Origin of the sequence: Streptococcus agalactiae (genome assembly GCF_949788565.1) — a bacterium.
GTDB classification, from domain to species: Bacteria; Bacillota; Bacilli; order Lactobacillales; family Streptococcaceae; genus Streptococcus; species Streptococcus agalactiae.
Genome location: NZ_OX460931.1, coordinates 1,371,120 through 1,394,685, shown reverse-complemented (window position 1 = coordinate 1,394,685; position 23,566 = coordinate 1,371,120). Strand labels below are relative to the sequence as shown.

General features: G+C 34.4%; 18 protein-coding genes. 12 read left to right on the top strand and 6 right to left on the bottom strand.

Going from position 1 to position 23,566, the window contains the following annotated elements; translation table 11 throughout:
• The first annotated feature begins 5 nt into the window (after positions 1-5).
• The 7 genes from asp2 to QOR44_RS07115 all read left to right on the top strand — a co-directional run bounded on the left by asp2 (position 6) and on the right by QOR44_RS07115 (position 8,515).
• Entirely contained in the window at positions 6-1,565 is a 1,560-nt protein-coding gene (asp2, locus tag QOR44_RS07145; RefSeq protein ID WP_015058668.1) for an accessory Sec system protein Asp2, read from the top strand.
• On the top strand, positions 1,562-2,554 hold the full coding sequence (gene asp3 / locus QOR44_RS07140) for an accessory Sec system protein Asp3 (protein WP_000104401.1): 993 nt from the start codon (positions 1,562-1,564) through the stop codon (positions 2,552-2,554). Before asp2 ends, asp3 begins: the two co-directional genes overlap by 4 nt.
• Positions 2,541-4,928 carry an accessory Sec system translocase SecA2 gene (gene secA2, locus QOR44_RS07135; RefSeq protein WP_000123602.1) on the top strand — a complete coding sequence of 796 codons (2,388 nt, stop codon included), beginning with the start codon at positions 2,541-2,543 and terminating at the stop codon, positions 4,926-4,928. The genes asp3 and secA2 overlap by 14 nt, the downstream gene beginning before the upstream one ends.
• 13 nt (positions 4,929-4,941) lie before the next feature.
• Complete coding sequence (gene gtfA, locus QOR44_RS07130; protein WP_000219539.1) at positions 4,942-6,450, top strand: accessory Sec system glycosyltransferase GtfA; 1,509 nt, start codon at positions 4,942-4,944, stop codon at positions 6,448-6,450.
• Positions 6,443-7,768: an accessory Sec system glycosylation chaperone GtfB gene (gene gtfB / locus QOR44_RS07125; protein WP_000609037.1), complete on the top strand. Its 1,326-nt coding sequence runs from the start codon at positions 6,443-6,445 to the stop codon at positions 7,766-7,768. The genes gtfA and gtfB overlap by 8 nt, the downstream gene beginning before the upstream one ends.
• Before the next feature lie 10 nt (positions 7,769-7,778).
• Positions 7,779-7,967, top strand: a complete 189-nt coding sequence (locus tag QOR44_RS07120) for a hypothetical protein (protein WP_000728848.1) — start codon at positions 7,779-7,781, stop codon at positions 7,965-7,967.
• Positions 7,968-8,050: 83 nt separating this feature from the next.
• Positions 8,051-8,515, top strand: a complete 465-nt coding sequence (locus tag QOR44_RS07115) for an 8-oxo-dGTP diphosphatase (protein WP_000091521.1) — start codon at positions 8,051-8,053, stop codon at positions 8,513-8,515.
• Positions 8,516-8,559: 44 nt separating this feature from the next.
• On the opposite strand, the gene QOR44_RS07110 is transcribed toward QOR44_RS07115, so the two are convergent.
• The 4 genes from QOR44_RS07110 to QOR44_RS07095 all read right to left on the bottom strand — a co-directional run bounded on the left by QOR44_RS07110 (position 8,560) and on the right by QOR44_RS07095 (position 13,814).
• Positions 8,560-10,032, bottom strand: a complete 1,473-nt coding sequence (locus tag QOR44_RS07110; RefSeq protein WP_000416073.1) for a peptide MFS transporter — start codon at positions 10,030-10,032, stop codon at positions 8,560-8,562.
• 230 nt (positions 10,033-10,262) lie between these two features.
• Positions 10,263-11,099: a sugar ABC transporter permease gene (locus QOR44_RS07105; RefSeq protein ID WP_001035401.1), complete on the bottom strand. Its 837-nt coding sequence runs from the start codon at positions 11,097-11,099 to the stop codon at positions 10,263-10,265.
• Positions 11,099-12,469 carry a carbohydrate ABC transporter permease gene (locus QOR44_RS07100; protein WP_001035541.1) on the bottom strand — a complete coding sequence of 457 codons (1,371 nt, stop codon included), beginning with the start codon at positions 12,467-12,469 and terminating at the stop codon, positions 11,099-11,101. The genes QOR44_RS07105 and QOR44_RS07100 overlap by 1 nt, the downstream gene beginning before the upstream one ends.
• Before the next feature lie 97 nt (positions 12,470-12,566).
• Positions 12,567-13,814 carry an extracellular solute-binding protein gene (locus QOR44_RS07095; protein ID WP_000414616.1) on the bottom strand — a complete coding sequence of 416 codons (1,248 nt, stop codon included), beginning with the start codon at positions 13,812-13,814 and terminating at the stop codon, positions 12,567-12,569.
• A gap of 255 nt (positions 13,815-14,069) precedes the next feature.
• On the opposite strand from QOR44_RS07095, the gene QOR44_RS07090 reads away from it, so the two are divergent.
• From QOR44_RS07090 to QOR44_RS07075, 4 genes are all read left to right on the top strand, one after another.
• Positions 14,070-15,092, top strand: a complete 1,023-nt coding sequence (locus tag QOR44_RS07090; RefSeq protein WP_000256308.1) for a LacI family DNA-binding transcriptional regulator — start codon at positions 14,070-14,072, stop codon at positions 15,090-15,092.
• 127 nt (positions 15,093-15,219) lie between these two features.
• Entirely contained in the window at positions 15,220-16,716 is a 1,497-nt protein-coding gene (malQ, locus tag QOR44_RS07085) for a 4-alpha-glucanotransferase (RefSeq protein WP_000745458.1), read from the top strand.
• Between the two features lie 11 nt (positions 16,717-16,727).
• Positions 16,728-18,992: a glycogen/starch/alpha-glucan family phosphorylase gene (gene glgP, locus QOR44_RS07080; RefSeq protein ID WP_000197731.1), complete on the top strand. Its 2,265-nt coding sequence runs from the start codon at positions 16,728-16,730 to the stop codon at positions 18,990-18,992.
• A gap of 414 nt (positions 18,993-19,406) precedes the next feature.
• Positions 19,407-20,780: an MFS transporter gene (locus QOR44_RS07075; protein ID WP_000914220.1), complete on the top strand. Its 1,374-nt coding sequence runs from the start codon at positions 19,407-19,409 to the stop codon at positions 20,778-20,780.
• 154 nt (positions 20,781-20,934) lie between these two features.
• Here the strand turns inward: QOR44_RS07075 and QOR44_RS07070 are convergent, their stop codons facing one another.
• On the bottom strand, positions 20,935-21,240 hold the full coding sequence (locus QOR44_RS07070) for a hypothetical protein (RefSeq protein ID WP_000220571.1): 306 nt from the start codon (positions 21,238-21,240) through the stop codon (positions 20,935-20,937).
• Positions 21,241-21,402: 162 nt separating this feature from the next.
• Between QOR44_RS07070 and trhO the strand changes: the two genes are divergently transcribed.
• Entirely contained in the window at positions 21,403-22,389 is a 987-nt protein-coding gene (trhO, locus tag QOR44_RS07065; RefSeq protein WP_001290916.1) for an oxygen-dependent tRNA uridine(34) hydroxylase TrhO, read from the top strand.
• Positions 22,390-22,425: 36 nt separating this feature from the next.
• On the opposite strand, the gene QOR44_RS07060 is transcribed toward trhO, so the two are convergent.
• On the bottom strand, positions 22,426-23,553 hold the full coding sequence (locus QOR44_RS07060) for an NAD(P)/FAD-dependent oxidoreductase (RefSeq protein ID WP_000683740.1): 1,128 nt from the start codon (positions 23,551-23,553) through the stop codon (positions 22,426-22,428).
• Positions 23,554-23,566: the final 13 nt, after the last annotated feature.

The following is a 23,566-nucleotide window of genomic DNA, read 5'->3' as shown; positions in this document are numbered from 1 at the left end:
TAAATATGTCAAAAATAAAACTTACAATTCTTCAAGTTGGTGAAGAGAACTGGGCAACTAAAGAGAATATCCCTAATGATATGGAATGGCTCTTTATTAAACCAGATCAAATTTCTGACTTTGTAACTACAGAAAATAATTATCTTACATCGTCAAAGTTATTACAAAAACTACCTCGAAAAATATCTGCTCTTTTGTTGACAGAGCAAACTTATGGACCAGAGTTATCTAGTTTATCGTCATTCTTTGAGGTTTATGAAGTATTTTATCCTAAAGATAAACATGCTACGGGGATAACAGAAGAGTTTTTACGCTCGAAAATGGCCCAACGATATGATAGTAGCTCTCCAGCTCAGCTAATTCGTCAATTTTATAAAGGGCTTTTTATAGGACAATACGGAGAGAAACTTCAAGTTTCACAAATACAAATTAGAAATGATTTTGAAGGTGTAGTAAACTATCAGGGAAATAACTATCTTGAATTAGAAGGGCAATTTGGTGAGGACTATAGTTTTTTGCTTAATTTTGCTTACAATATTCCATTTTCATCGGATTTTTATAATGAGTTATTTTTAGAACACATTATAGAGGGTGATATAGATATTCGATTGGTTATCTCGTTGATTGTTGATGGCTCTGTTGATGATATTGCTAAAGAGTGGTACTTTGAGAAGGAAGACCTAAATCAACTTATTTCTTTAGAGTCCGATATTAGTGGTAGCCTTGCAGTTAAACTTTTTGCTAAGGGAAAGGGTATCATTAAGTTAGGTCCATTGCACCGTCGTAATGGTAGAGGAGGATTGGGCACATTTCTACTAGGAGGAGAACGTCACATAGATGCTATAGGTCATGAATTTATGACTTATTTTGATCCAGTAGATTTCAAACCACCTCTAACTGTTTATTTTTCGGGATTTCGTTCAGCTGAAGGCTTTGAGGGATTCTGGATGATGAAGAGTATGAAGACACCATTCATGTTAATTTGTGATCCACGATTACAAGGTGGTGCCTTTTATATAGGAAGCAAAGAATATGAACAAAAAATAGTTGACGCTATTCAAGAAAAACTGGCCTTTTTAAATTTTAGTTCTGATCAGTTAATTTTATCCGGACTTTCAATGGGGACTTATGGTGCTACTTACCATGGAGCTAAGCTAAATCCTCATGCTATTATTATTGGTAAACCAATATTTAATTTAGGAACAGTTGCTCAACGTGAAAGATTAGAGAGACCAGATGGATTTGCTACTTCATTAGATATTCAACTACTCAATCAAGGTGATTTGACCAGAGCCTCTTCTGAGAAGTTAAATAACCATTTTTGGAAATCCATAGAAGAAGGAGATTTTTCAAATACGACTTTTGCCTTAGCCTATATGAAAAACGATGACTATGATGCGACTGCCTTTTCTGATTTATTGCAATATTTTAGAGGAAAGAAGCATAAGATATTAGGCAGAGGTTGGGATGGCCGACATGGTGATTGTTCTGCAGAAGTTGGTGCATGGTTTACAAGTCAGTATAGGCGAATGCTATCTAATGATTTTGGAAGGAAGGAAGAATGAGTACGATAAGCTATATTTATTGGGATGATTTTTCAAGATTTTCTTATAATTTTGGAACAAAATTACAATTTTTGGGAAAATCAGTATGCTTTGAAAATCCATTAGCTCCTTCTAGCACAAACTTGTATACATGGAGCTCCCAGACTAATTATCAGTCAAAAAGAATTTCTCCTAACTTACCTTTATTAAGAAAGGGAACTCGTTATAGCTTGTCATTAAATGCAGAACTCGATTTAGTTGGCTCTCTTTTTGTTCGCATTGAATTTTACAATCGCTTTAATGAGTCTGTTGGTTTTGAACTATTAAAAAAAGATAGTATTATTTTTATCTATCCTAAAGAGGCTTATACCTATACCATTAGTTTGATTAATGCAGGTTGTAGCGATTTTACTTTTCATTATTTAAAACTTGAGGAAGTTACAGATAGCGTTATTCAGGAGAAAAATCTATCGACAGAGTTTACTATTGAAGAACATCAAGACGTTTTAAATCTTCTTTTGGTCGAGAAAAAAGATAGTGTATATATTAATAAAATAGAAAGCATTTCTCAATTGCAACAGAAAGTCGAGTTGGTCAGCAATCCCTCATTAAATTCTGATAGTTTGATATTACCTGAGTTGGAAAAGGGGTTAGAAGATGCATTAAAAGTTTTTCCTAACATTAAGATTAATGTCATTGCATATGGAACACAAGGTAATTTTGCTGCTTTATATTATGCTAAAAAATTTTCCAGAATAACTGCCTATATTAATGATTGTTTTGCTCCTTTCGGAATTTTACTTAAATCCTTACCACACTTGACTGCCAAACAACAAATATTTCTTAGAGAAGTCTGGGATACGAGAGAGATGTCTCCAAATGTAAAACACTATGGATTGGTTTCAGAAAATTCCTCTTTAAATTTAGTATCAATGATCTTATCTGGTAGTGAACATCTACCTTACCTCACACTTTTAAAAAAGCAGGACGACAATTATGACAGCCTTTAATAGTTTATTTTCGTTAGATAAGAAACGTTTAAAAAAACTTCAGCGTACTTTAAATACTATCAATAGTTTAAAGGACCAAATGGCAACACTATCAAATGAGGAGTTGCAAGCTAAGACAACTGAATTTAGAAAACGTTTAGTTAATGGGGAAACACTAGATGATATTTGTGCTGAAGCTTTTGCTGTTGTTAGGGAAGCTGATAAGCGCGTATTAGGTCTATTTCCGTATGATGTACAGGTAATCGGTGGTCTTGTTCTGCACCAAGGAAATACTGCTGAGATGAAAACTGGTGAAGGAAAAACATTAACTGCCACTATGCCTTTGTATCTCAATGCTTTAGAAGGGAAGGGGGCAATGTTGCTGACTAATAATTCCTACCTTGCTATTCGAGATGCGGAAGAAATGGGAAAAGTATATCGTTTTTTAGGATTGAGTGTCGGTGTGGGAGTTTCTGATAATGAGGAAGAGGAGAGAGATGCTGCGACTAAGCGAGCTGTTTATAGTTCGGATATTGTCTATAGCACAAGTAGTGCACTAGGCTTTGATTATTTAATTGATAACCTAGCTTCATCTAAATCTCAAAAATATATGCCCAAGTTACATTATGCTATTGTAGATGAAGCTGACGCAGTTCTTTTAGATATGGCCCAGACTCCTTTGGTTATTTCAGGTTCACCCCGAGTACAATCTAATCTCTATAAAATAGCAGATGAATTAATTCTTAGTTTTGAAGAACAAGTTGATTATTATTTTGACAAAGAGCGTCAGGAAGTGTGGATAAAAAACCAGGGTGTTCGTGAAGCTGAGAGATATTTTAGAATCCCTCATTTTTATAAACAGTCTAATCGAGAACTTGTGCGACATTTGAACTTATCTTTAAAAGCACATAAATTATTTGAACGAGGAAAAGATTATGTGGTTGACGATGGTGAAATCAAGTTGTTAGATGCGACTAATGGCCGTGTTTTAGAAGGTACTAAACTTCAAGGAGGTGTTCATCAAGCTATTGAGCAAAAAGAGCATCTTAATGTCACACCAGAGTCTCGAGCAATGGCTTCCATTACCTATCAAAATCTTTTTAGAATGTTTACTAAATTAGCTGGAATGACAGGAACTGGAAAAACTGCTGAAAAAGAGTTTATTGAGGTCTATGATATGGAAGTGGTTAGAATTCCAACTAATTCTCCTGTTAGACGAATTGACTATCCTGATAAGATTTATACAACCTTACCAGAGAAAATCCATGCAACTATTGAATTTGTTAAACAGGTTCATGATACAGGACAACCAATCCTACTAGTTGCTGGTTCTGTGAGAATGTCAGAGCTATTCTCAGAATTATTATTACTAAGTGGTATCCCTCATAGCCTGTTAAATGCTCAAAGTGCGGTTAAGGAAGCGCAGATGATTGCAGAAGCAGGGCAAAAAGGAGCGGTCACTGTTGCAACGAATATGGCTGGTCGTGGTACAGATATTAAGTTAGGTAAGGGAGTATCAGAATTAGGTGGTCTTGCGGTTATTGGAACGGAGAGAATGAAGAGTCAAAGAATGGACTTACAATTAAGGGGACGTTCGGGTCGACAAGGGGATATTGGTTTTAGTCAATTTTTTGTATCATTTGAAGATGATCTAATGATAGAATCAGGTCCTAAATGGGCGCAAGATTACTTTAGGAAAAATCGTGACAAAGTTAATCCAGAAAAACCTAAAGCTTTAGGTCAGAGAAGATTCCAGAAGTTATTCCAGCAAACTCAGGAAGCTAGTGACGGTAAGGGAGAGTCTGCACGTAGTCAAACGATAGAGTTTGATTCGAGTGTACAGCTTCAGCGAGAGTATGTTTATCGTGAGAGAAATGCTTTGATCAATGGAGAAAGTGGACATTTTAGTCCAAGACAGATTATTGATACAGTGATTTCTTCCTTCATTGCTTATTTAGATGGCGAAGTAGAAAAAGAAGAACTCATTTTTGAAGTAAATCGTTTTATATTTGATAATATGTCTTACAATCTTCAAGGGATTTCTAAAGAGATGTCACTTGAAGAAATTAAAAACTATTTATTCAAAATAGCCGATGAGATTCTTCGAGAAAAGCATAATTTGCTTGGTGATAGTTTTGGTGACTTTGAACGTACTGCTGCTTTAAAAGCGATTGATGAAGCTTGGATTGAAGAAGTAGATTATCTACAACAATTACGTACTGTGGCAACAGCTCGTCAAACGGCACAGCGTAACCCGGTTTTCGAATATCATAAAGAAGCATATAAATCCTACAATATCATGAAAAAAGAAATTCGTGAACAAACTTTTAGAAATCTACTTTTGAGTGAAGTATCCTTCAATGAGAATGGAGATCTTCAAATTTATTTTATATAAGAGATGAAAGATAATGACAGTTTATAATATAAACCATGGAATTGGTTGGGCAAGTAGCGGTGTTGAGTACGCTCAAGCATACCGAGGTTCTGTTTTGAGAAAACTTGGAATTGATGCTAAGTTTATTTTTACAGATTTTTTTTCAGCTGATAATATTATTAGCCTCACGCGAAATATAGGTTTTCAGGATAAAGAAATTATTTGGTTATATAATTTCTTTTCAGATATTGAGCTTGCACCGACAACTTTTAGTATAGAAGATTTGCAAAAACAATATCTTGGAAAACTTGTTCGAAAAGAAGATAGAGGTCGGGTAATCAAGTTTTTCTACGAAGATGAAAATATCTATTTAACAGTTTACCTTGATAACTTTAACAAGGATAAAGTGCATCGTGTAGAAATCGTTTCAAATAACAACCTTATCAGAAAAGATTATTATAGTTATACACGTACTTTCTCAGAGTATTACTATCCTAAAGATGGTGTAGCTCACCTTTATCAACGTAGATTCTACAATGAAGATGAAAGTACAGCCTTTTTGGAGATGGTAGAAAATAGCTCAAGTCGTTTTATTATCAATGGCAGACTTTTACCATCCAAAGTAGCTTTTTTTGATTATTTTTTGGAATCAATGACTTTCACTTCAAAAGATATTATTCTTTTGGATAGAGGAACTGATACCGCTCAGAGTCTTTTGCGCCATGGTAAACCCGCTAAGCTAGGGACTGTTGTTCATGCGGAACATTTTAGTGAGAATGCTGTGACTGCTGACACTATTTTATGGAATAACTATTACGATTATCAGTTTACTAACGCTAATAGATTTGATTTTTTTATTACCTCCACTGATAAACAAACAGAACTTTTGGAACAACAATTTAAACAATTTACAAATCATAATCCTAGAATTATAACTATCCCGGTAGGCTCAATTGACAATCTTAAAATGCCAATGGATAATCGCCGTCCATACTCTATTTTGACAGCTTCACGTCTAGCTAGTGAAAAACATGTAGATTGGTTAGTACGTGCAGTTATTAGGATAAGAGAAATTCTTCCTGAAGTGACATTTGATATCTATGGATCAGGTGGAGAAGAAGAAAAAATTAGAAGTATTATAAATGCAGCCAATGCAACGGAATACATTCGATTGATGGGACATAAAAATCTCTCGAATGTTTATCAAAATTATGAGTTATATTTGACAGCTTCTAAAAGTGAGGGGTTTGGCTTAACTTTACTTGAAGCTATTGGCGCAGGACTTCCTTTGATTGGGTTTGATGTTCGTTATGGTAATCAAACTTTTATCAAAGACGGAGAAAATGGTTATCTAATTCCTCGATTTGATATGGATGATGAGGAAGCTATTGTAGAAGCTTTTAAAGAGAAAGTGTTACAATTATTCCAACAGGGTCAAAAGGCTTTACGAGAAGCTTCTTACGCCATTGCCGAAGGATTCTTAACAAGTGAAGTAGAAGGAAAATGGTATAACTTAGTTAAGGAGTTGGTACAAGATGATTAACTTATTTGATAGTTACACTCAATCAAGTTGGGATTTACATTTTTCCTTGATAAAATCAGGTTATATTAACCCTACTATAGCTTTGAATGATGATGGTTTTTTACCAGACGACGTAACATCACCCTATTTATATTACACTGGTTTTGCAAAGATAGATGCTGGCCGCCCGCTTTACTACAATGAACTTAGAGTTCCTGATACATGGGAAATTATTGGTTTTAGTAGTGGTGCTGATATTGTTGACTTAGGTGTCAAAAAGGGCAGGATTATTTATGCAAACCCAAATCATAAGCGTCTAATAAAAGAGGTAGACTGGTTTGATGAGCAAGGTAGAGTCATTTTAAAAGATCGCTTTAATAAGTTTGGGTTCTGTTTTGCACAAACCTTTTATAACGCGGATAGTCAAGCGATTCAGACGTCATATTATAATAAGGATGGGCAAGAGGTTATATCAGAGAACCATATGACAGGGGATTATATTTTAAATGATAATAATCAGTTTAAGGTTTTTAGATCTAAAGTTGAATTTGTCATAAATTACCTTCAAGAAGCAAAATTTAACTTAGATAGAATCTTCTATAATTCTCTGTCAACACCATTTTTAGTAAGCTTTTACCTTAATCGTCTAGAGAGTAAAGATGTTCTCTTTTGGCAGGAGCCTCTCGTAGATGATATTCCAGGAAATATGCGCTTATTATTGAACAATCCTTCCCCAAACACTAAAATTGTAATTCAAAGTTATGAAGCTTATGCTAATGCTATGAGGTTATTAACTGACGAAGAACAAAAACAAGTTAGCTTTTTAGGATTTATGTATCCTCTTAAAGAGACAGAAAAATTACATAACCAAGCTCTTATTTTGACGAATTCTGATCAAATCGAAGCATTAGAAAGTTTAGTGACTTCTCTTCCTAATTTGACTTTTAACATAGGTGCTTTGACCGAGATGTCTAGCGATCTCATGAATTTTGGCAAATATGATAATGTTGTACTCTACCCAAATATCACAACAAATCAAATACAATATTTATCAAATATTTGTGCTTTTTATCTTGATATTAATCATCATAATGAGATATTATCAGCAGTTCGCTCTGCTTTTGAACATCAACAGTTAATTTTTGCTTTCGAAGAGACTAGTCATCAAATTCGTTTTGTATCACCTAAAAATATTTTTCCAAAAAAAGATATTTTTACATTTATTTCGCACTTGCAGCCACTAATTGGCAATAAATGTAATATAGAAAAAGCATTAAAACAGCAGCTTGAAGATTGTCATGTTTCAAGCTCTACTCAGTATCAATCTGTAATTAATTAAGGGGAAAATTTTGAAAAAAAAGAATTTACTTCAGGAGAGTATTAATAAACGTCTATCTGAAGAGCGATATCAAATTCCTAAAGAAAAAAGAGAGAAAAAACGATTTGACATGCAGCTTATTCTGATTATTTCTATTTTAATAGGGTTAATCATGTCTATTATAGGAATTATTCGATTTTTCTTAACTTACAGTAGTTAAGTTACTATCCTTTATTTTGTAGAAAAATTGATAAATAAATGGTATTGTAACTCTATCACTAAATTTATATACTAGAGGAAATAATGTCACGCAGTCAAAAAGTTATTTTAACTAATATGTGTCTTATTGAAGATAATAAAGGACGTATTGTGATGCAAATCCGTGATCCTAAACGTTATTCTTGGTCAGGAGCTGCTCTACCAGGCGGCCATATTGAAGAAGGAGAAAGCTTGTATGATGCTCTCGTTCGAGAAGTTCGCGAGGAGACAGGCTTAACAATAAGTAATCCCAAATTAGTTGGTATGAAGCATTGGTACACAGATGAAGGCATCCGTTATTTGGTATTCCTTTATAAAACATATGATTTTTCAGGTGAATTACAATCGTCAGATGAAGGTGATGTTATATGGATTGAACGTTCACAACTTGATAAGATTGAACTAGCATATGATATGCTTAACCTTTTGAGAGTATTTGACGAAGATGACATCTCAGAGATGTTTTATAGTAAGCGACTTGAAGATGGTTTTATAAGAAAATTTTATTAAACAAAAAAGAACTAGGAATGTAACCTAGTTCTTTTTAGATGTCTTTATTTAACTCCAGACATTAGTTTTTCAATGCGTGGAACATAAAATAAGAGGATAAATCCAAATACAACTGTTATACCACCAACAACACCATAATAAAGAATTTGAGTATCAGGTGTGTACAATTTAACGATTTGAGCGTTAATAGCTTGTGCTGCAGCATTACTTAAGAACCAGATGCTCATCATTTGAGCTTGGAATGCTTTAGGTGCGAGCTTACTAGTTGCTGATAATCCAACTGGTGAGATTAGCATTTCCCCAACGATGACAATAGCCCAACTCATTGTTAACCAAAGAGGGCTTACTTTAGCGTTAACTCCAAAGAGTAAACCTGGTAGCATCATCCATAAGAATGAAGCTCCAGCAAAGAAAAGTCCATACGCAAATTTTTTAGGTGATGAAGGTTGCTTACTTCCCCATTTAGCCCATAACCAAGCAAAGAATGGTACATAAAGCATAATGAAGAGAGGGTTCATACTTTGGAAATAACTTGATGGGAAATTAATATGATGCCCAAAGAAGTTAAGGTAAAGTTTTGTTTGTTCATCTGCAAATAAGGCTAAGACAACTGAACCTTGTTCTTCAATTGACCAAAATAGAATTGAGGCGATAAAGAGAGGGATATATGCCCACACTCGAGAACGCTCAACAGAAGAAATCTTTTTACTACTTAAAATCTTGATAAAATAAATAATTGGGATGGCGATTGCAATAATACTAAAAATATCGATAATTACTTCAATTGTTAGCATATGCATCAAGTGAAGTAGAATAAGTACAATAACAATACCAATAAGGATAAGCCCAACTTTTTTATATAGAGAGGACTTTTCTTCAGGACTTAAAGGATCGTTTGGTCTGAGACTCTCTTCAGTCAAATATTTTTTTCCATCTAAGGTATATTGGAGGAGACCAAAGAACATACCAATAGCGGCAAGTGAGAAACCAAGATGGAAATTTACTTCTTGTCCGAGGTACCCCACTACAATGGGTGAAATAAAAGCACCAAGGTTAATACCAAAAACAAAGATACTAAAACCAGCATCACGACGAGAATCATTTTCTCCGTATAAATTACCAACCATCTCTGATACATTTGGTTTTAATAGTCCAGTACCAAGGATAATTAGAGCAATCGAAATGAATAGAGCTGTTTGACCAAATGGCGTAGCTAGAGCAATATGACCTAGCATGATTAGAATACCACCATACAGAACAGTTTTACGACTACCTAGAATACGGTCGCTGACAAAACCACCAATTACTGATGAGAGATAAACCAGTGAACCATAGACAGCCATGATTGATGCAGCGACAGTCTTGTCCATACCAAGGCCACCTTGAGAAACACTATAGTACATATAGTACAGCAAAATAGCACGCATACCATAGTATGAGAACCTTTCCCACATTTCAGTAAAGAAAAGAGTGGACAATCCACGAGGATGTCCAAAGAATGATTTTGTTTTTTCCATGAAAAACGCTCCTTTTGTAGATAACACTATTAATAATATAGTAAATAGAAGCAACTGTCAAATTACTTAGCCCTATCAAGTTATTTTTTTGTAGAGGTTAACACCCTTGGTAAACCAAGTTTTTTAACTATCTAGCTTAGAAAAAGGCTTGAATTCAATAGAACCCAAGCCTTTTTTAGAAAAGAAACCACAGTGAAATAAAAATATCGTGTCTTTAAATTATCTGAAGATTATTTTACAGACCCACCTGTAATACCTTCAACATAGTATTTTTGCATGAACATGAAAAGTATTGTGATTGGAATTGCAATAATAACAGATCCTGCTGTGAATGACATGAACCACTGGTTGATGGTATCTTGTTGCAACATTGAAAAGAGACCAATAGCGACTGTGTACTTGCTCGTAGCATCACCTAAAATAACTTTTGCAAAGATGAAGTCCATCCAAGGCCCCATAAAAGCGATTAATGCAGTATAAACGATAATGGGTTTTGACAATGGTAGGGTGATTTTAAGGAAAATATCCAAACGGGTCGCCCCATCAATCATAGCAGACTCATCCAAAGAGTATGGAATAGTATCAAAGAAACCTTTTGCGATGTAGAAGGTTAATGCTGCTCCTGCAGAATAGACAAATATTAAAGCGGTTAATGTTTGGTCTAGATTTAGAGCTTTTAGGATGTAGTAAACTGCAATCATTGACATGAACCCAGGAAACATATTCAAGACTAAAGCTAGTTTTAGGAAACCATTACGGTGTTTGAATTTGATTCTGCTGAGAGAATAAGCCATTGCTACAGTGATTAAAGTTGATAGTATACAAGTACATGTAGCGACAAATAATGTATTTAAGAACCATTGACCAAATGGGAATGTGTTTTGGGTGAAGAGTTTAGCGTAGTTGTCTAATGTCCAAGTTTTAGGAATAAAGTAGTTGACAAAGGCACTTCCTTCACCACGGAAGCTTGTGAGAACGACCCAAACAATGGGAAAGAGCCACATAATTGATAGTACTATCAATAAAATATAAACAAAAGTAAGGTTAAGACGTTTTTTCTTATTCATTATTTAGCTGCCCCTTCCTTGTAAGAATTTGTTCTTGTGTAAGCTAGTAAACTAAATACTGCTGAAAGAATAAAGATTAAGATACCAACAACAGATGCTAAGTTATAATCTGCAGCAGTTACTGTCAAATTGTATAGCCAAGTGACAAGTAAATCGGTGCTACCTGCTTGGTAGTATGTTGAGTTTGTTGGTCCACCTTGAGTGAGTAGGTAGATAACGTTGAAGTTGTTAATATTTCCGATAAATTGTTGAATTAAAGTAGGAGTCATAATCAACAAAATTTGTGGGAAAGTAATTGATTGAAAGACTTGGAACTTATTTGCCCCATCAATTTCAGCAGCTTCAATTTGTTCTGCAGGTAAATTCATGATGATACCAGTAGCAACAAGCATTGTTACAGGAATACCAACCCACATATTAACAAAGATGATTGAGAATTTCGCCCAGACCGGATCAGAAAGGAATGGAAGGGGATGTGCTGAAGAAATAAGTCCCCATTTTATTAACAAGGCGTTAACCGGTCCAGCGTCACTTAAGAGGTTTCTCATGATTAAGAGAGAGATAAATTGAGGGACAGCCATGGTAATAACAAAAATAGTACGCCACATCTTTTTGAATTTCAAACCTTTTGTATTAATTAGTAAGGCAAGAATAATACCAAAGAAGAAATTCGTTACAGTAGCGAAAACAGCCCAAATTAATGTCCAAGATAGAACAGGGAAGAAAGTACTGGCCATACGCCCGCTAAAGATATTACCGAAGTTAGCAAAACCAACCCAGTCAAATAAACTTTTTGGCGGTAAGTGGTTATGATCATAGTTAGTAAATGCCAAACAAATCATATAAACTAACGGAAGGATTGTAAATAGAAGCACCCCTATTAAAGGAATAGACATTAAAGTCATATGGAAGCGTCCATCTGTCAAGCTTTTAATATCTTTTTTGAAGGATGGAATTTCTCTTCCTTCTTCTTTCAAGGTCAATAAATGTGCTGCGCTTTTAATGTTTGACCAGTAAATATAGGCAAATACGCAACAGAAGATAAGCGAAGCTAATCCAAAAATTAGCATTAACATAGAGTTATCACCTTGTGTCGCAACTTGGATTTTAATACCATCCACAGTTTTAGTTGTCATACCTTGTTCTTGGGTCCCTAAGGAAATAAGACCTTTTACAGCTGGGATAACTTGGTAAACAAAGGTAATTAAAAACAGAATTTCACTGATTAAAAATAAAAGTCCCTTGACAATTTGTTTATTTTTGAGGTTAGCAAGTCCCATAATTAAGAATGATAGTTTAGTTGCTAAATCACCTTTTTGAAAGACCTCTTTTAGGGACATACCATCAAGTGAGATCAGTTTTTTATTCATAATGGTCTCCTTTAATTGTTATTTTACAAAATAAGAGATGGGAAGCACTCTCAATTGAAAGGAAGAGTACTCACCTCATCTCATTACTCTAGACGTACTATTTTGTTTTAGCGATGTCTTTATCGAATTGTTTTAGACGTTTAAGGTAATCGCTAGATTTGATTTTACCACTGTAAGTATCGCTAAGAATAGCAGCACTTTCTGTCCAGAATGTTGACATTTGACTCAACTTAGGCATAACCGTTGTATATTTATCTGAGCTACCCATTTCGATAACTGCTTTTGCAAGTTCATCTTTTTGGACGCTATCAGAAGATTGAATTGATGAGTTAGCAGGAACGATATGACGTTTTTCGAATTGAATTTTTTGACTTTCAGCATTAGTTAGATATGCAGCGAGTTTGTAGCTAGCTGAGATTCGTTTAGTGTTTGAACCAGCAGGTGCTTGGTTAACGGCATAAAGTTTAACGCCCAAGAATGCTTTTTGTTGAACTTCTTTGTCACCGATTTTCATTGTTGGGTAAACAGCAACACCGATTTTATCTTCACCGACAGCTTTTTTAGCAGCGTCGTAATCCCATGGTCCACTTTCAAAAGCATGAACAGAACCATCGCCAAATTTAGACATTGTATTTTCAGCTGTCAAGTTGACAAAACCATCATTTTTCTTTTGATCTGCAATCCATTTAAGGACAGAAACACCTGCTTCATTACCCCAGTTAGTGCCTTTAGCATCTTCACCAGATTTACCAAATAAAGTGTCGCCTACAGAAAGGAAAAGAGGACCTGTTACATATGAGTTAGCTGCTTTAAGCTGTTGACCGAATTTCCCTTTGCTTGTAATTGTTTCGTATGATTTAACGTCGTCAGCAGTTAACTTTGTTTTATTATAATAAAGAACTTGAGATTCAATACCAAATGGGAATGCATAAGTTTTCCCTTTATATTGTGCACCAGTAAGTGATTGTTTAGTGTCGTTTTTAGCAATTTCTTTTGAGTATTGCTCTGGAATTTCTTGGATAACACCAGATTCTACTAATTGACCAAGTTGGTCATGTGGAAGTGAGAATACATCGGCTGCCTTGCTTGGGTCTTTTTTAACGTTTTCTTGAGCTTTGGAGTCATTAGACTCAATCATTTTTACAGTAACGCCTTTGTTTTCCTTCTCGAATTTTTTAACAATTGCTTTATAAGACGCTTTTGAATCTGTTGGGACCCAAAGTTTGATAGTTGTTTTTGAAGCAGCATCAACTGAGTTAGAGTGAGTAGCAGCAATTGCTCCTCCTGCAACTACTGAAAGAGCAGCAGTACTAACAAGTAATTTTTTCCAAGTATTTTTTTCCATTTTGGTTCTCCTCCTAGAGAATATTTTAATTACACCTATATTATGCAACCGTTTGCAAAAAAAGTCAAGTCTTTTTTTAAAAAAAATAAGAAAAATAAAAAAATAATATCAATTAATACTAAATGAGAAGATTATTTTAGTGAGAGTATTACATTTGTAGAGAAGGCAAACGTTTGTTTTTTTCTTAGATTAGAGTATAATAGGTAAAGGACTATACCAAAAGGTATAAAATGATTAGAATGAAGAGGTCGTAGGATGGTAACTATAAAAGATGTTGCTGCCAAAGCTGGTGTTAATCCATCGACAGTAAGTCGTGTACTAAAAGATAATGCATCTATTTCAAGTAAGACGAAAGAGCGCGTGAAAAAAGCTATGGAAGAGCTGGGCTATGTTCCTAATGTTGCAGCACAAATGTTGGCTAGTGGTTTAACGCAAAATATTGGAGTTATTTTTCCTCCACTTGTTTTACCAGACCGCTTAAGTGAACCCTTTTTCATGGAGATTCTTTCTACGTTAACTAATGAAGCAAAAGAGCATGGATTTACAGTTTCTATTGCAACAAGTATGTCTTCTGAGGAGTTGTTAGAACAAGTAAAATTAATGCATCTACAAAAACGAGTGGATGGTTTTATTGTTCTCTATTCGGATCAAAAAGATCCTATCAGAGAGTATTTATTAAAATATAAACTGCCCTTTGTGGTTGTTGGTGCTGCTAATGGCTATGAAAATGAGATTACTTATATTGATAATGACAATCAACTGATGGGGAAATCTGCTATTGATTATCTCTATAAAAAAGGACATAAAAGCATCCAGTTTGTTACAGATGATTTAAATTCAGAAGTATCAGAAGAACGCTATTTAGGGTATTTTAAAGGTGCTAGAAAGTTAGGTTTAAACCAAAAGCCAGCTCTTTTATTTGACAGAGGCAATCCGCAGGTTTTAGAGGAATTTATAAATAGAGTCAAAGAAGAAGAGACAACTGCTTTAATTGTTATTGGTGATACTGTCTCTGTTAGAGTAATGCAATTTCTTTCTTTCTATAAATTAAAAGTTCCAGATGACATTTCTATCATGACCTTTAATAATTCTCTCTTCTCACATCTGATTCATCCTTACCTAAGCACATTTGATATTAATGTTAATAATCTAGGAAGGACAAGCGTTCGTCGTCTGATTGATATTATTAAATCTCCAGACAAAGTCTTTAGTGAGACTATTATTGTGCCTTTTACTTTAGAAGAGCGTGAAAGTGTCCGAGATATTTCTAAAAAATAATAATTAAGCTATGATATAAAGACTTCTATCAATTTTCGATAGAAGTTTTTTAAAATTATGCTTGACTTATGCAATCGCTTGCGTTAAGATGGAGAAGTAAAGTAAGTAATCGAAAAGGAGAATCAATATGAAAAAACGTGCAAGTGGTGTCTTAATGCACATCACTTCTCTACCAGGTGATTTAGGTATTGGAACATTTGGACGAGAAGCCTACGCTTTTGTTGATTTTTTGGTCGAAACTGATCAAAAATTTTGGCAAATTCTACCCTTAACAACAACAAGCTTCGGGGACTCTCCTTACCAGTCTTTTTCTGCAGTAGCTGGTAATACACATTTAATTGATTTTGATTTGCTAACGCTTGAAGGTTTTATTTCGAAAGATGACTACCAAAATATTAGTTTTGGACAGGATCCAGAAGTTGTTGATTATGCTGGTCTGTTTGAAAAACGCCGTCCAGTTTTAGAAAAAGCAGTTAAAAACTTCTTGCAAGAAGAGAGAGCAACGAGAATGCTATCTGATTTCTTGCAAGAAGAAAAATGGGTAACTGATTTTGCTGAATTTATGGCGATCAAAGAACATTTTGGTAATAAGGCGCTTCAAGAATGGGATGACAAGGCTATTATACGCCGCGAAGAAGAAGCCTTAGCAGGATATCGTCAAAAGCTTAGTGAAGTGATAAAATATCATGAAGTAACGCAATATTTCTTTTACAAACAATGGTTTGAGTTAAAAGAATATGCTAATGATAAAGGGATTCAGATTATCGGTGATATGCCAATCTACGTTTCTGCCGATAGTGTAGAAGTTTGGACAATGCCTGAACTGTTTAAATTAGATCGCGACAAACAACCACTTGCTATTGCTGGTGTACCAGCGGATGATTTTTCTGACGATGGTCAGCTTTGGGGCAATCCTATTTACAATTGGGATTACCACAAAGAGTCAGATTTTGACTGGTGGATTTATCGTATTCAATCTGGTGTTAAGATGTATGACTATTTGCGTATTGATCATTTTAAAGGTTTTTCAGATTATTGGGAAATTCGAGGAGATTATCAAACAGCTAATGATGGCTCATGGCAACCAGCTCCCGGTCCAGAATTATTTGCAACTATCAAAGAAAAATTAGGTGATTTACCTATTATTGCTGAGAATTTAGGCTATATTGATGAGAGAGCAGAGAGATTACTGGCTGGAACAGGGTTCCCAGGTATGAAAATCATGGAATTCGGTTTTTATGATACAACAGGAAATAGTATTGATATTCCTCATAACTACACAGAAAATACAATTGCATATGCTGGAACTCATGATAACGAAGTTATTAATGGCTGGTTTGAAAATCTTACAGTCGAACAGAAAGCTTATGCAGAAAATTACATGCGTCGTTTGCCAAATGAGCCCATTACTGAGACTGTACTACGTACCTTGTATGCAACCGTTAGTCAAACAACGATTACATGTATGCAAGATCTACTAGATAAACCTGCAGATAGCCGTATGAACATGCCAAATACCGTTGGAGGTAACTGGCAATGGCGTATGAGAAAAGAAGACTTAACAGAAAATCGCAAAGCATTCTTAAAAGAGATTACAACTATTTATAATAGAGGGAATAAATAAGGAATATTATCATGACAAGAAATTTTACAACTTACGTTGGACAACAAGGAAAAGTATTATCAGAATTAACAAATGAAGAGATTTACGTTGAATTGTTAAATTTTGTAAAAGAAGAAGCTGCCGCTAAATCAAAAAATAGCTCTCAACGTAAGGTATACTATATTTCAGCTGAGTTTCTAATTGGTAAATTACTTTCAAATAATTTGATTAACTTAGGGATTTATAAAGATGTCAAAAAAGAGTTAGAACTTGTAGGTAAATCAATTGCTGAAATAGAAGATGTAGAGCCAGAACCATCACTTGGTAATGGTGGTTTAGGGCGTTTAGCATCATGTTTTATTGACTCGATTTCTTCTTTAGGTATTAATGGAGAAGGTGTTGGTTTAAACTATCACTGTGGGCTTTTCAAACAAGTATTTCGCAACAATCAACAAGAAGCAGAAGCTAACTACTGGATTGAGAATAATTCTTGGTTAGTACCAACAGATATTTCTTATGATGTTCCTTTCCGTGACTTTACTTTAAAATCACGCCTAGATAGAATTGATGTATTAGGTTATAAGAAAGATACTAAAAATTATTTGAACCTTTTTGATATTGATGGACTTGATTATAACCTTATTGAAAAAGGTATCACTTTTGATAAGACAGAAATCAAGAAGAATTTAACCTTGTTCTTGTATCCAGATGATTCAGATAAAAATGGAGAATTATTACGTATCTATCAGCAATATTTCATGGTCTCAAATGCTGCTCAATTATTAATTGATGAAGCGATTGAGCGTGGTTCAAACCTTCATGATTTAGCTGAATATGCTTATGTTCAAATTAATGACACTCACCCATCTATGGTCATCCCTGAGTTAATTCGTTTATTGACAGAAAAGCATGGTTTTGAATTTGACGAAGCTGTGTCAGTTGTTCGCAATATGGTTGGCTATACAAACCATACCATTCTTGCAGAAGCTCTTGAAAAATGGCCTTTAGAGTATCTTAATGAAGTAGTACCGCACCTAGTAACAATCATTAAAAAATTAGATCAAATGATTCGTGAAGAGCAAACAAATCCAGAGGTTCAAATTATTGATGAAGCTGGACGTGTTCACATGGCGCATATGGATATCCACTTCTCAACAAGCGTTAATGGTGTAGCAGCATTGCATACAGAAATCCTTAAAAATAGTGAATTAAAGGTTTTCTATGATATTTACCCAGATAAGTTTAACAATAAGACAAACGGTATTACATTCCGTCGCTGGTTGGAGTTTGCTAACCAAGATTTAGCAGATTACTTGAAAGAACTAATTGGGGATAGCTATCTTACTGATGCGACTCAGCTCGAAAAATTGTTAACTTATGCTGATAGCAATGAAGTTCACGATAAATTAGCTGCTATTAAATTTAAAAACAAACTGGCTCTTAAACGTTACCTTAAGGAAAATAAAGGTATTGAATTGGATGAATACTCAATTATTGATACACAAATCAAACGATTCCACGAATATAAGCGCCAACAAATGAATGCTTTATATGTTATTCATAAATACTTAGAAATTAAACGTGGGCATTTCCCATCACGTAAATTAACAGTTATTTTTGGTGGTAAAGCTGCTCCAGCCTATACTATTGCACAGGATATCATTCACTTAATTCTCTGCTTATCAGAATTAATTAATAATGATCCAGAAGTTAATAAATACCTTAATGTCCATTTAGTAGAAAATTACAATGTGACAGTAGCGGAAAAGTTAATCCCTGCAACAGATATTTCGGAACAAATTTCATTGGCTTCCAAAGAAGCATCTGGTACAGGTAACATGAAATTTATGTTGAATGGTGCTCTTACTCTTGGTACTATGGATGGGGCAAATGTTGAGATAGCTGAATTAGCCGGCAAAGAGAACATCTACACATTTGGTAAAGACTCTGACACTATCATTAATCTTTATGAAACATCTGGTTATCGTTCAAAAGATTACTATGATAAAGACAAAGTAATTCGTGAAGCTGTTGATTTTATCATTAGTGATGATATAGTGTCACTCGGTAATGCAGAACGACTAAAGAGATTGCATGATGAATTAGTAGGTAAAGATTGGTTCATGACATTGATTGATTTGAAAGAATACATTGCTGTTAAAGAACAAGTGCTTGCTGATTATGAAGATTATGAATCATGGAATAAGAAAGTTATACACAATATTGCTAAAGCAGGGTTCTTCTCATCAGATCGTACAATCGAACAATATAATCAAGATATTTGGCATTCAAATTAAAAAGTCCCTAAAAGTAAGGTTTTCAACCTTACTTTTTTGTTGTCTAATAACACTATAAGTATTTATTTTTGTCCGTAGACTTTAAAAATAGAACTGAGCAGAACTTATTCTAAATATTTAATTGTATGAGTATTTATATTCTCTACAATATAAAAATATGCACCCTGTGATACTTGGTTGTAGGGTGTTTTAATTTTTGAAATATAAACTAAAATTAAAAAATATAATTTGATTTCAAAATACAGAAAAATCAGATAAAAGCTTTGTAATATAGTATTTTCCACACTTTGAAGAGTATTATCCACATTTAAAAAAATAAGATAAAATGATAAAAAATAAATTATTAATTAATTGACAGTGTGAATTCATAGTTGTATAATTAAACACATCTAAAAATCGGAAAGGTAATTTGCTATGTTGAAAAAACTATTTGCACCCCCTCAGAAAAGAGAACGTTTATCAGCTGAGGAAATTAAGCATAAATATCCTCGTTATCGTGTACAAGTCCTTATTTCTATTTTTGTAGGTTATATGGGATACTATTTTGTTCGTAATACGACTTCAATTTTATCTGGTATCCTTAATATGTCTGCTACTGAGATTGGTATTATTACCTGTGCTAGCTACATTGCTTATGGTCTCTCTAAATTTATTTCTGGTTTGATTTCAGATGAATCGAATTCTAAAATTTTCCTTCCAGTTGGTTTGTTTCTTACAGGATTAGTTAATGTGTTAATCGGTGTTATTCCATCTGTAATTACTAGTATCTGGCTCTTTACTATCATGTATCTTATTAATGGTTGGTTACAAGGGATGGGATACCCTCCTGGAGCGCGTACATTAGTCTATTGGTATGATAATAAAGAAAGAATTAAATATGCCACTATTTGGAATTTATCTCACAATTTTGGTGGAGCAATAGCGCCGATTTTAACTGGTGTAGGTCTAGCTCTTGCTGGTAATGATTCTCTTAATCAAGCGCGTGCTGCTTATTGGTTTCCAGGGGTGGTGGCTTGTCTTTTGGCTGTTCTTGTTTACTTTTTACAAGAAGATACTCCAGAATCTATCGGACTTCCGCCTATAGAAGAGTATCATAAAGAGCAATATACTAATGTTGTGGATTCAAGTGACATTTTAGAAGAGCCTGAAGTTTTGGGTATGGGCGAAATTATAAAAAAATATATTCTACCAAATACTAAGCTGATGTGGGCATCCTTGTATTCAATATTTGTATATATTTTACGTTACGGTATTGTCTCATGGACTCCTAAGTTTTTAGCGACGAGTGTGCAAGATGGTGGAAAAGGTATTACTGCAACAGCTGGTATGGGTGGTTTTTCACTTTTTGAAATAGGTGGTATTATTGGGATGCTAACAGCAGGATATCTATCTGCCAAAGTGTTTAAAAACTCTAAACCTTTAACCAATGTAGCCTTCTTAGTTGTAGCAATCTTATTACTAGCTGCCTATTGGTTTATTCCAGCAGGACCTCAATATATGGCATTAGACTTCATTATTTTACTAGGTTTGGGTGCATCAATCTACGGTCCTGTTATGATGGTTGGCCTGTATGCTATGGAGTTAGTTCCAAAAGCAGCAGCTGGAGCAGCTTCAGGATTGACTGGCACATTTAGTTATGTCGGAGGAGCAACGATCGCTACTCTAGCTATTGGTATTATTATTGACCACTTTGGTTGGGGAGTAGCATTTATAATATTTGCTATTTCTGGATTTGCGGCTATTGTCTGTACCTTGCTTTCAAGAGATAAGAGTCTAGAGTATTGGTGATATTATTTGGTAAAAGTATCATTTAATATTTAATAGTAGTTATGAAAAAAGGCCTCTTGAAAGAGACCTTTTTTGTTTTAGATAATCTATTTGTTGAAGTAATTAGTGATATCGATTGTTTTTAATAGATAGTTTCTACCTAGTTAAAATAAAACTACCCCATTAATAGTGATTCAATTTTAATGTCATATTCAGGGTAGTGTATGCTTAAATGTTCGATAATCACATGATAAATTTGTGTGATTTTTGCTCTTTTTTCTGGGAAGTCATGACCAATATAGTGGAAGGAACATTCTATCGTTAAAAAGAGCTCATGGAATAAGGTATTGACTTCTTCTAAAAGTTCTAAAAGTTTTTTATCTTCAGTAATAAACGCAGGTGCAGTATTGATTTCATCAGCCCAAGCATCTACAGGTCTAAGTGGATAAGTACCGTATTCTAGACATAATTCATAAGTCATAAAAGTCCTCCTAGTCTTTTACTATTTTAACATATGTGTGTTCTTAAGAAGAATAATTTGTCTTTAAAGCAAAGAATATGTCCTAAGCGTATTTTTTGCTATGTTGTAAGGAGTCGTTATATAATGAAGTATACTAACTTATTTTGCAGATGAGGAGAAAAAATGTCAGAAAAAATCAGAGTTTTACTCTATTATAAATATGTTTCAATTGAAAATGCGGAAGAGTACGCTGCGAAACATCTAGAATTTTGTAAATCTATTGGACTTAAAGGTCGTATTTTGATTGCGGATGAGGGGATTAATGGAACTGTTTCTGGAGATTATGAAACAACTCAGAAGTATATGGATTGGGTCCACAGCGATGAGCGTTTTGCTGATCTTTGGTTCAAGATTGACGAGGAAAATCAACAAGCTTTCCGTAAAATGTTTGTTCGTTATAAGAAAGAGATCGTACACCTTGGGTTAGAAGACAATAACTTTGATAGTGATATTAATCCTTTGGAAACAACAGGTGAGTATTTAAATCCTAAACAATTTAAAGAAGCCTTGCTTGATGAAGATACTGTTGTTTTAGATACACGTAATGATTATGAGTATGACTTAGGTCACTTCCGTGGAGCAATTCGTCCTGATATTCGCAATTTCCGTGAGTTACCACAATGGGTACGTGACAACAAAGATAAGTTTATGGAAAAACGTGTTGTTGTGTACTGTACTGGTGGTGTTCGTTGTGAGAAATTCTCGGGTTGGATGGTTCGAGAAGGTTTTAAAGATGTTGGACAATTACACGGTGGTATTGCAACATATGGAAAAGATCCGGAAGTTCAAGGTGAACTTTGGGATGGTGCGATGTATGTTTTTGATGATCGTATCTCGGTGCCAATTAATCATGTTAATCCAACTGTCATTAGTAAAGATTATTTTGATGGAACACCTTGTGAACGTTATGTCAATTGTGCAAATCCGTTTTGTAACAAACAAATTTTTGCTTCAGAAGAAAACGAAGCGAAGTATGTTCGAGGGTGCTCGCCTGAATGTCGTGCACATGAACGTAATCGCTATGTGCAAGAAAATGGTTTATCACGTCAAGAATGGGCAGAACGTTTAGAAGCTATTGGAGAATCCTTACCTCAAGTAGCAAATGTTTAATATTAAAAAATCGCTAGCAATAAAGCTAGCGATTTTTTAGCAATCACAATTGACATCGCAACAAGCTAGGTTATCAAGGTACATTTGATTTTCTTTAAAGAATTCAAGGGTATCTTCGTCTAATATAATCCCTTCTCGTTGTGCGATATGATTAATAACAGGGACAAAGCGCTGTCTGAATTTATAAATATAGCAGAAAATAGTATCTCTTTGTCGTAAGCTTGGACCAATTAAGAAACAGTTATTAACGATAGTAGATTCGTCATCTTCAGTAACTATTGGCAACTGATTTTTATCGTATTCAAATAAAGCGATTCCGTCAATGAGATGACAGGTATTTAGAAAACCTGTGGAAAGAATAGGTTTATGGAAAGACTCCGCAGTACTACCGTCATCAAAAGTAACTTGATATTGTTTTCCAATTTGTTTAATCTCAATGGCTTTCTTGCCTTCAGAGATACTATAATATTCTTTTTTGTGGTCTTGTATATGTTTTAAACGTTCTTTAGTTATGGGGGATAAAGAGATGCTTGGATCGGGATTGCTCTCTTTACGACCAAACGTATCTGTATATAATTCGACTTGATTTCCCAAATATACTAGATGTGTTAGTGCATCACAAGCACTTTCGTTTCCACCAATGATGATAAATGGATTGTCAGATTTGATATGGAAATTATCAACTTGACCATAGTGCATTCCTAGATCTGCACCTTTAATATCAATGGTATTTGGATTTTGAAATTCTCCTGTTGCCATAATAAGATAATCAGCAGAAAAATCTCCCTTTGAAGTTTTAATAACAAAAAGGCTATCTCGTTTATCAATAGATAGAACAGATGTTTCGTTTTGGATAGGGAGATTATAATGAGCAGCAACTAATTGTAAGTAGCGTGCATATTCCACTCCAGAAAGATGTTCTTTTTCAAATGAGAAAGCAGGAGAAGTATCTGGAATAACAGCGTTTAGATCTGGAAAACCAAAGCCATTGGTAGTGAAGGAAGGTGTGATAAATTGTGTTGTTCTGGGCCATCTTAAAAAAGATTCTCCAATGTGCCCTTTTTCAATGATAAGAAAATTTGTAAGTCCTAATCGTTGCATGGCAGAACCAAAACCGATTCCTGCAGCGCCTGCACCTATAATTATGGTTTGATAATGTTTCATGTCTTCTCCTTGA

Excerpts from the sequence above, each read along its gene's own strand:
- asp2 (WP_015058668.1), top strand. The coding sequence starts at position 6 with ATGTCAAAAATAAAACTTACAATTCTTCAAGTTGGTGAAGAGAACTGG.
- asp3 (WP_000104401.1), top strand. The coding sequence starts at position 1,562 with ATGAGTACGATAAGCTATATTTATTGGGATGATTTTTCAAGATTTTCT.
- secA2 (WP_000123602.1), top strand. The coding sequence starts at position 2,541 with ATGACAGCCTTTAATAGTTTATTTTCGTTAGATAAGAAACGTTTAAAA.
- gtfA (WP_000219539.1), top strand. The coding sequence starts at position 4,942 with ATGACAGTTTATAATATAAACCATGGAATTGGTTGGGCAAGTAGCGGT.
- gtfB (WP_000609037.1), top strand. The coding sequence starts at position 6,443 with ATGATTAACTTATTTGATAGTTACACTCAATCAAGTTGGGATTTACAT.
- QOR44_RS07115 (WP_000091521.1), top strand. The coding sequence starts at position 8,051 with ATGTCACGCAGTCAAAAAGTTATTTTAACTAATATGTGTCTTATTGAA.
- QOR44_RS07110 (WP_000416073.1), bottom strand. The coding sequence starts at position 10,032 with ATGGAAAAAACAAAATCATTCTTTGGACATCCTCGTGGATTGTCCACT.
- QOR44_RS07105 (WP_001035401.1), bottom strand. The coding sequence starts at position 11,099 with ATGAATAAGAAAAAACGTCTTAACCTTACTTTTGTTTATATTTTATTG.
- QOR44_RS07100 (WP_001035541.1), bottom strand. The coding sequence starts at position 12,469 with ATGAATAAAAAACTGATCTCACTTGATGGTATGTCCCTAAAAGAGGTC.
- QOR44_RS07095 (WP_000414616.1), bottom strand. The coding sequence starts at position 13,814 with ATGGAAAAAAATACTTGGAAAAAATTACTTGTTAGTACTGCTGCTCTT.
- QOR44_RS07090 (WP_000256308.1), top strand. The coding sequence starts at position 14,070 with ATGGTAACTATAAAAGATGTTGCTGCCAAAGCTGGTGTTAATCCATCG.
- malQ (WP_000745458.1), top strand. The coding sequence starts at position 15,220 with ATGAAAAAACGTGCAAGTGGTGTCTTAATGCACATCACTTCTCTACCA.
- glgP (WP_000197731.1), top strand. The coding sequence starts at position 16,728 with ATGACAAGAAATTTTACAACTTACGTTGGACAACAAGGAAAAGTATTA.
- QOR44_RS07075 (WP_000914220.1), top strand. The coding sequence starts at position 19,407 with ATGTTGAAAAAACTATTTGCACCCCCTCAGAAAAGAGAACGTTTATCA.
- QOR44_RS07070 (WP_000220571.1), bottom strand. The coding sequence starts at position 21,240 with ATGACTTATGAATTATGTCTAGAATACGGTACTTATCCACTTAGACCT.
- trhO (WP_001290916.1), top strand. The coding sequence starts at position 21,403 with ATGTCAGAAAAAATCAGAGTTTTACTCTATTATAAATATGTTTCAATT.
- QOR44_RS07060 (WP_000683740.1), bottom strand. The coding sequence starts at position 23,553 with ATGAAACATTATCAAACCATAATTATAGGTGCAGGCGCTGCAGGAATC.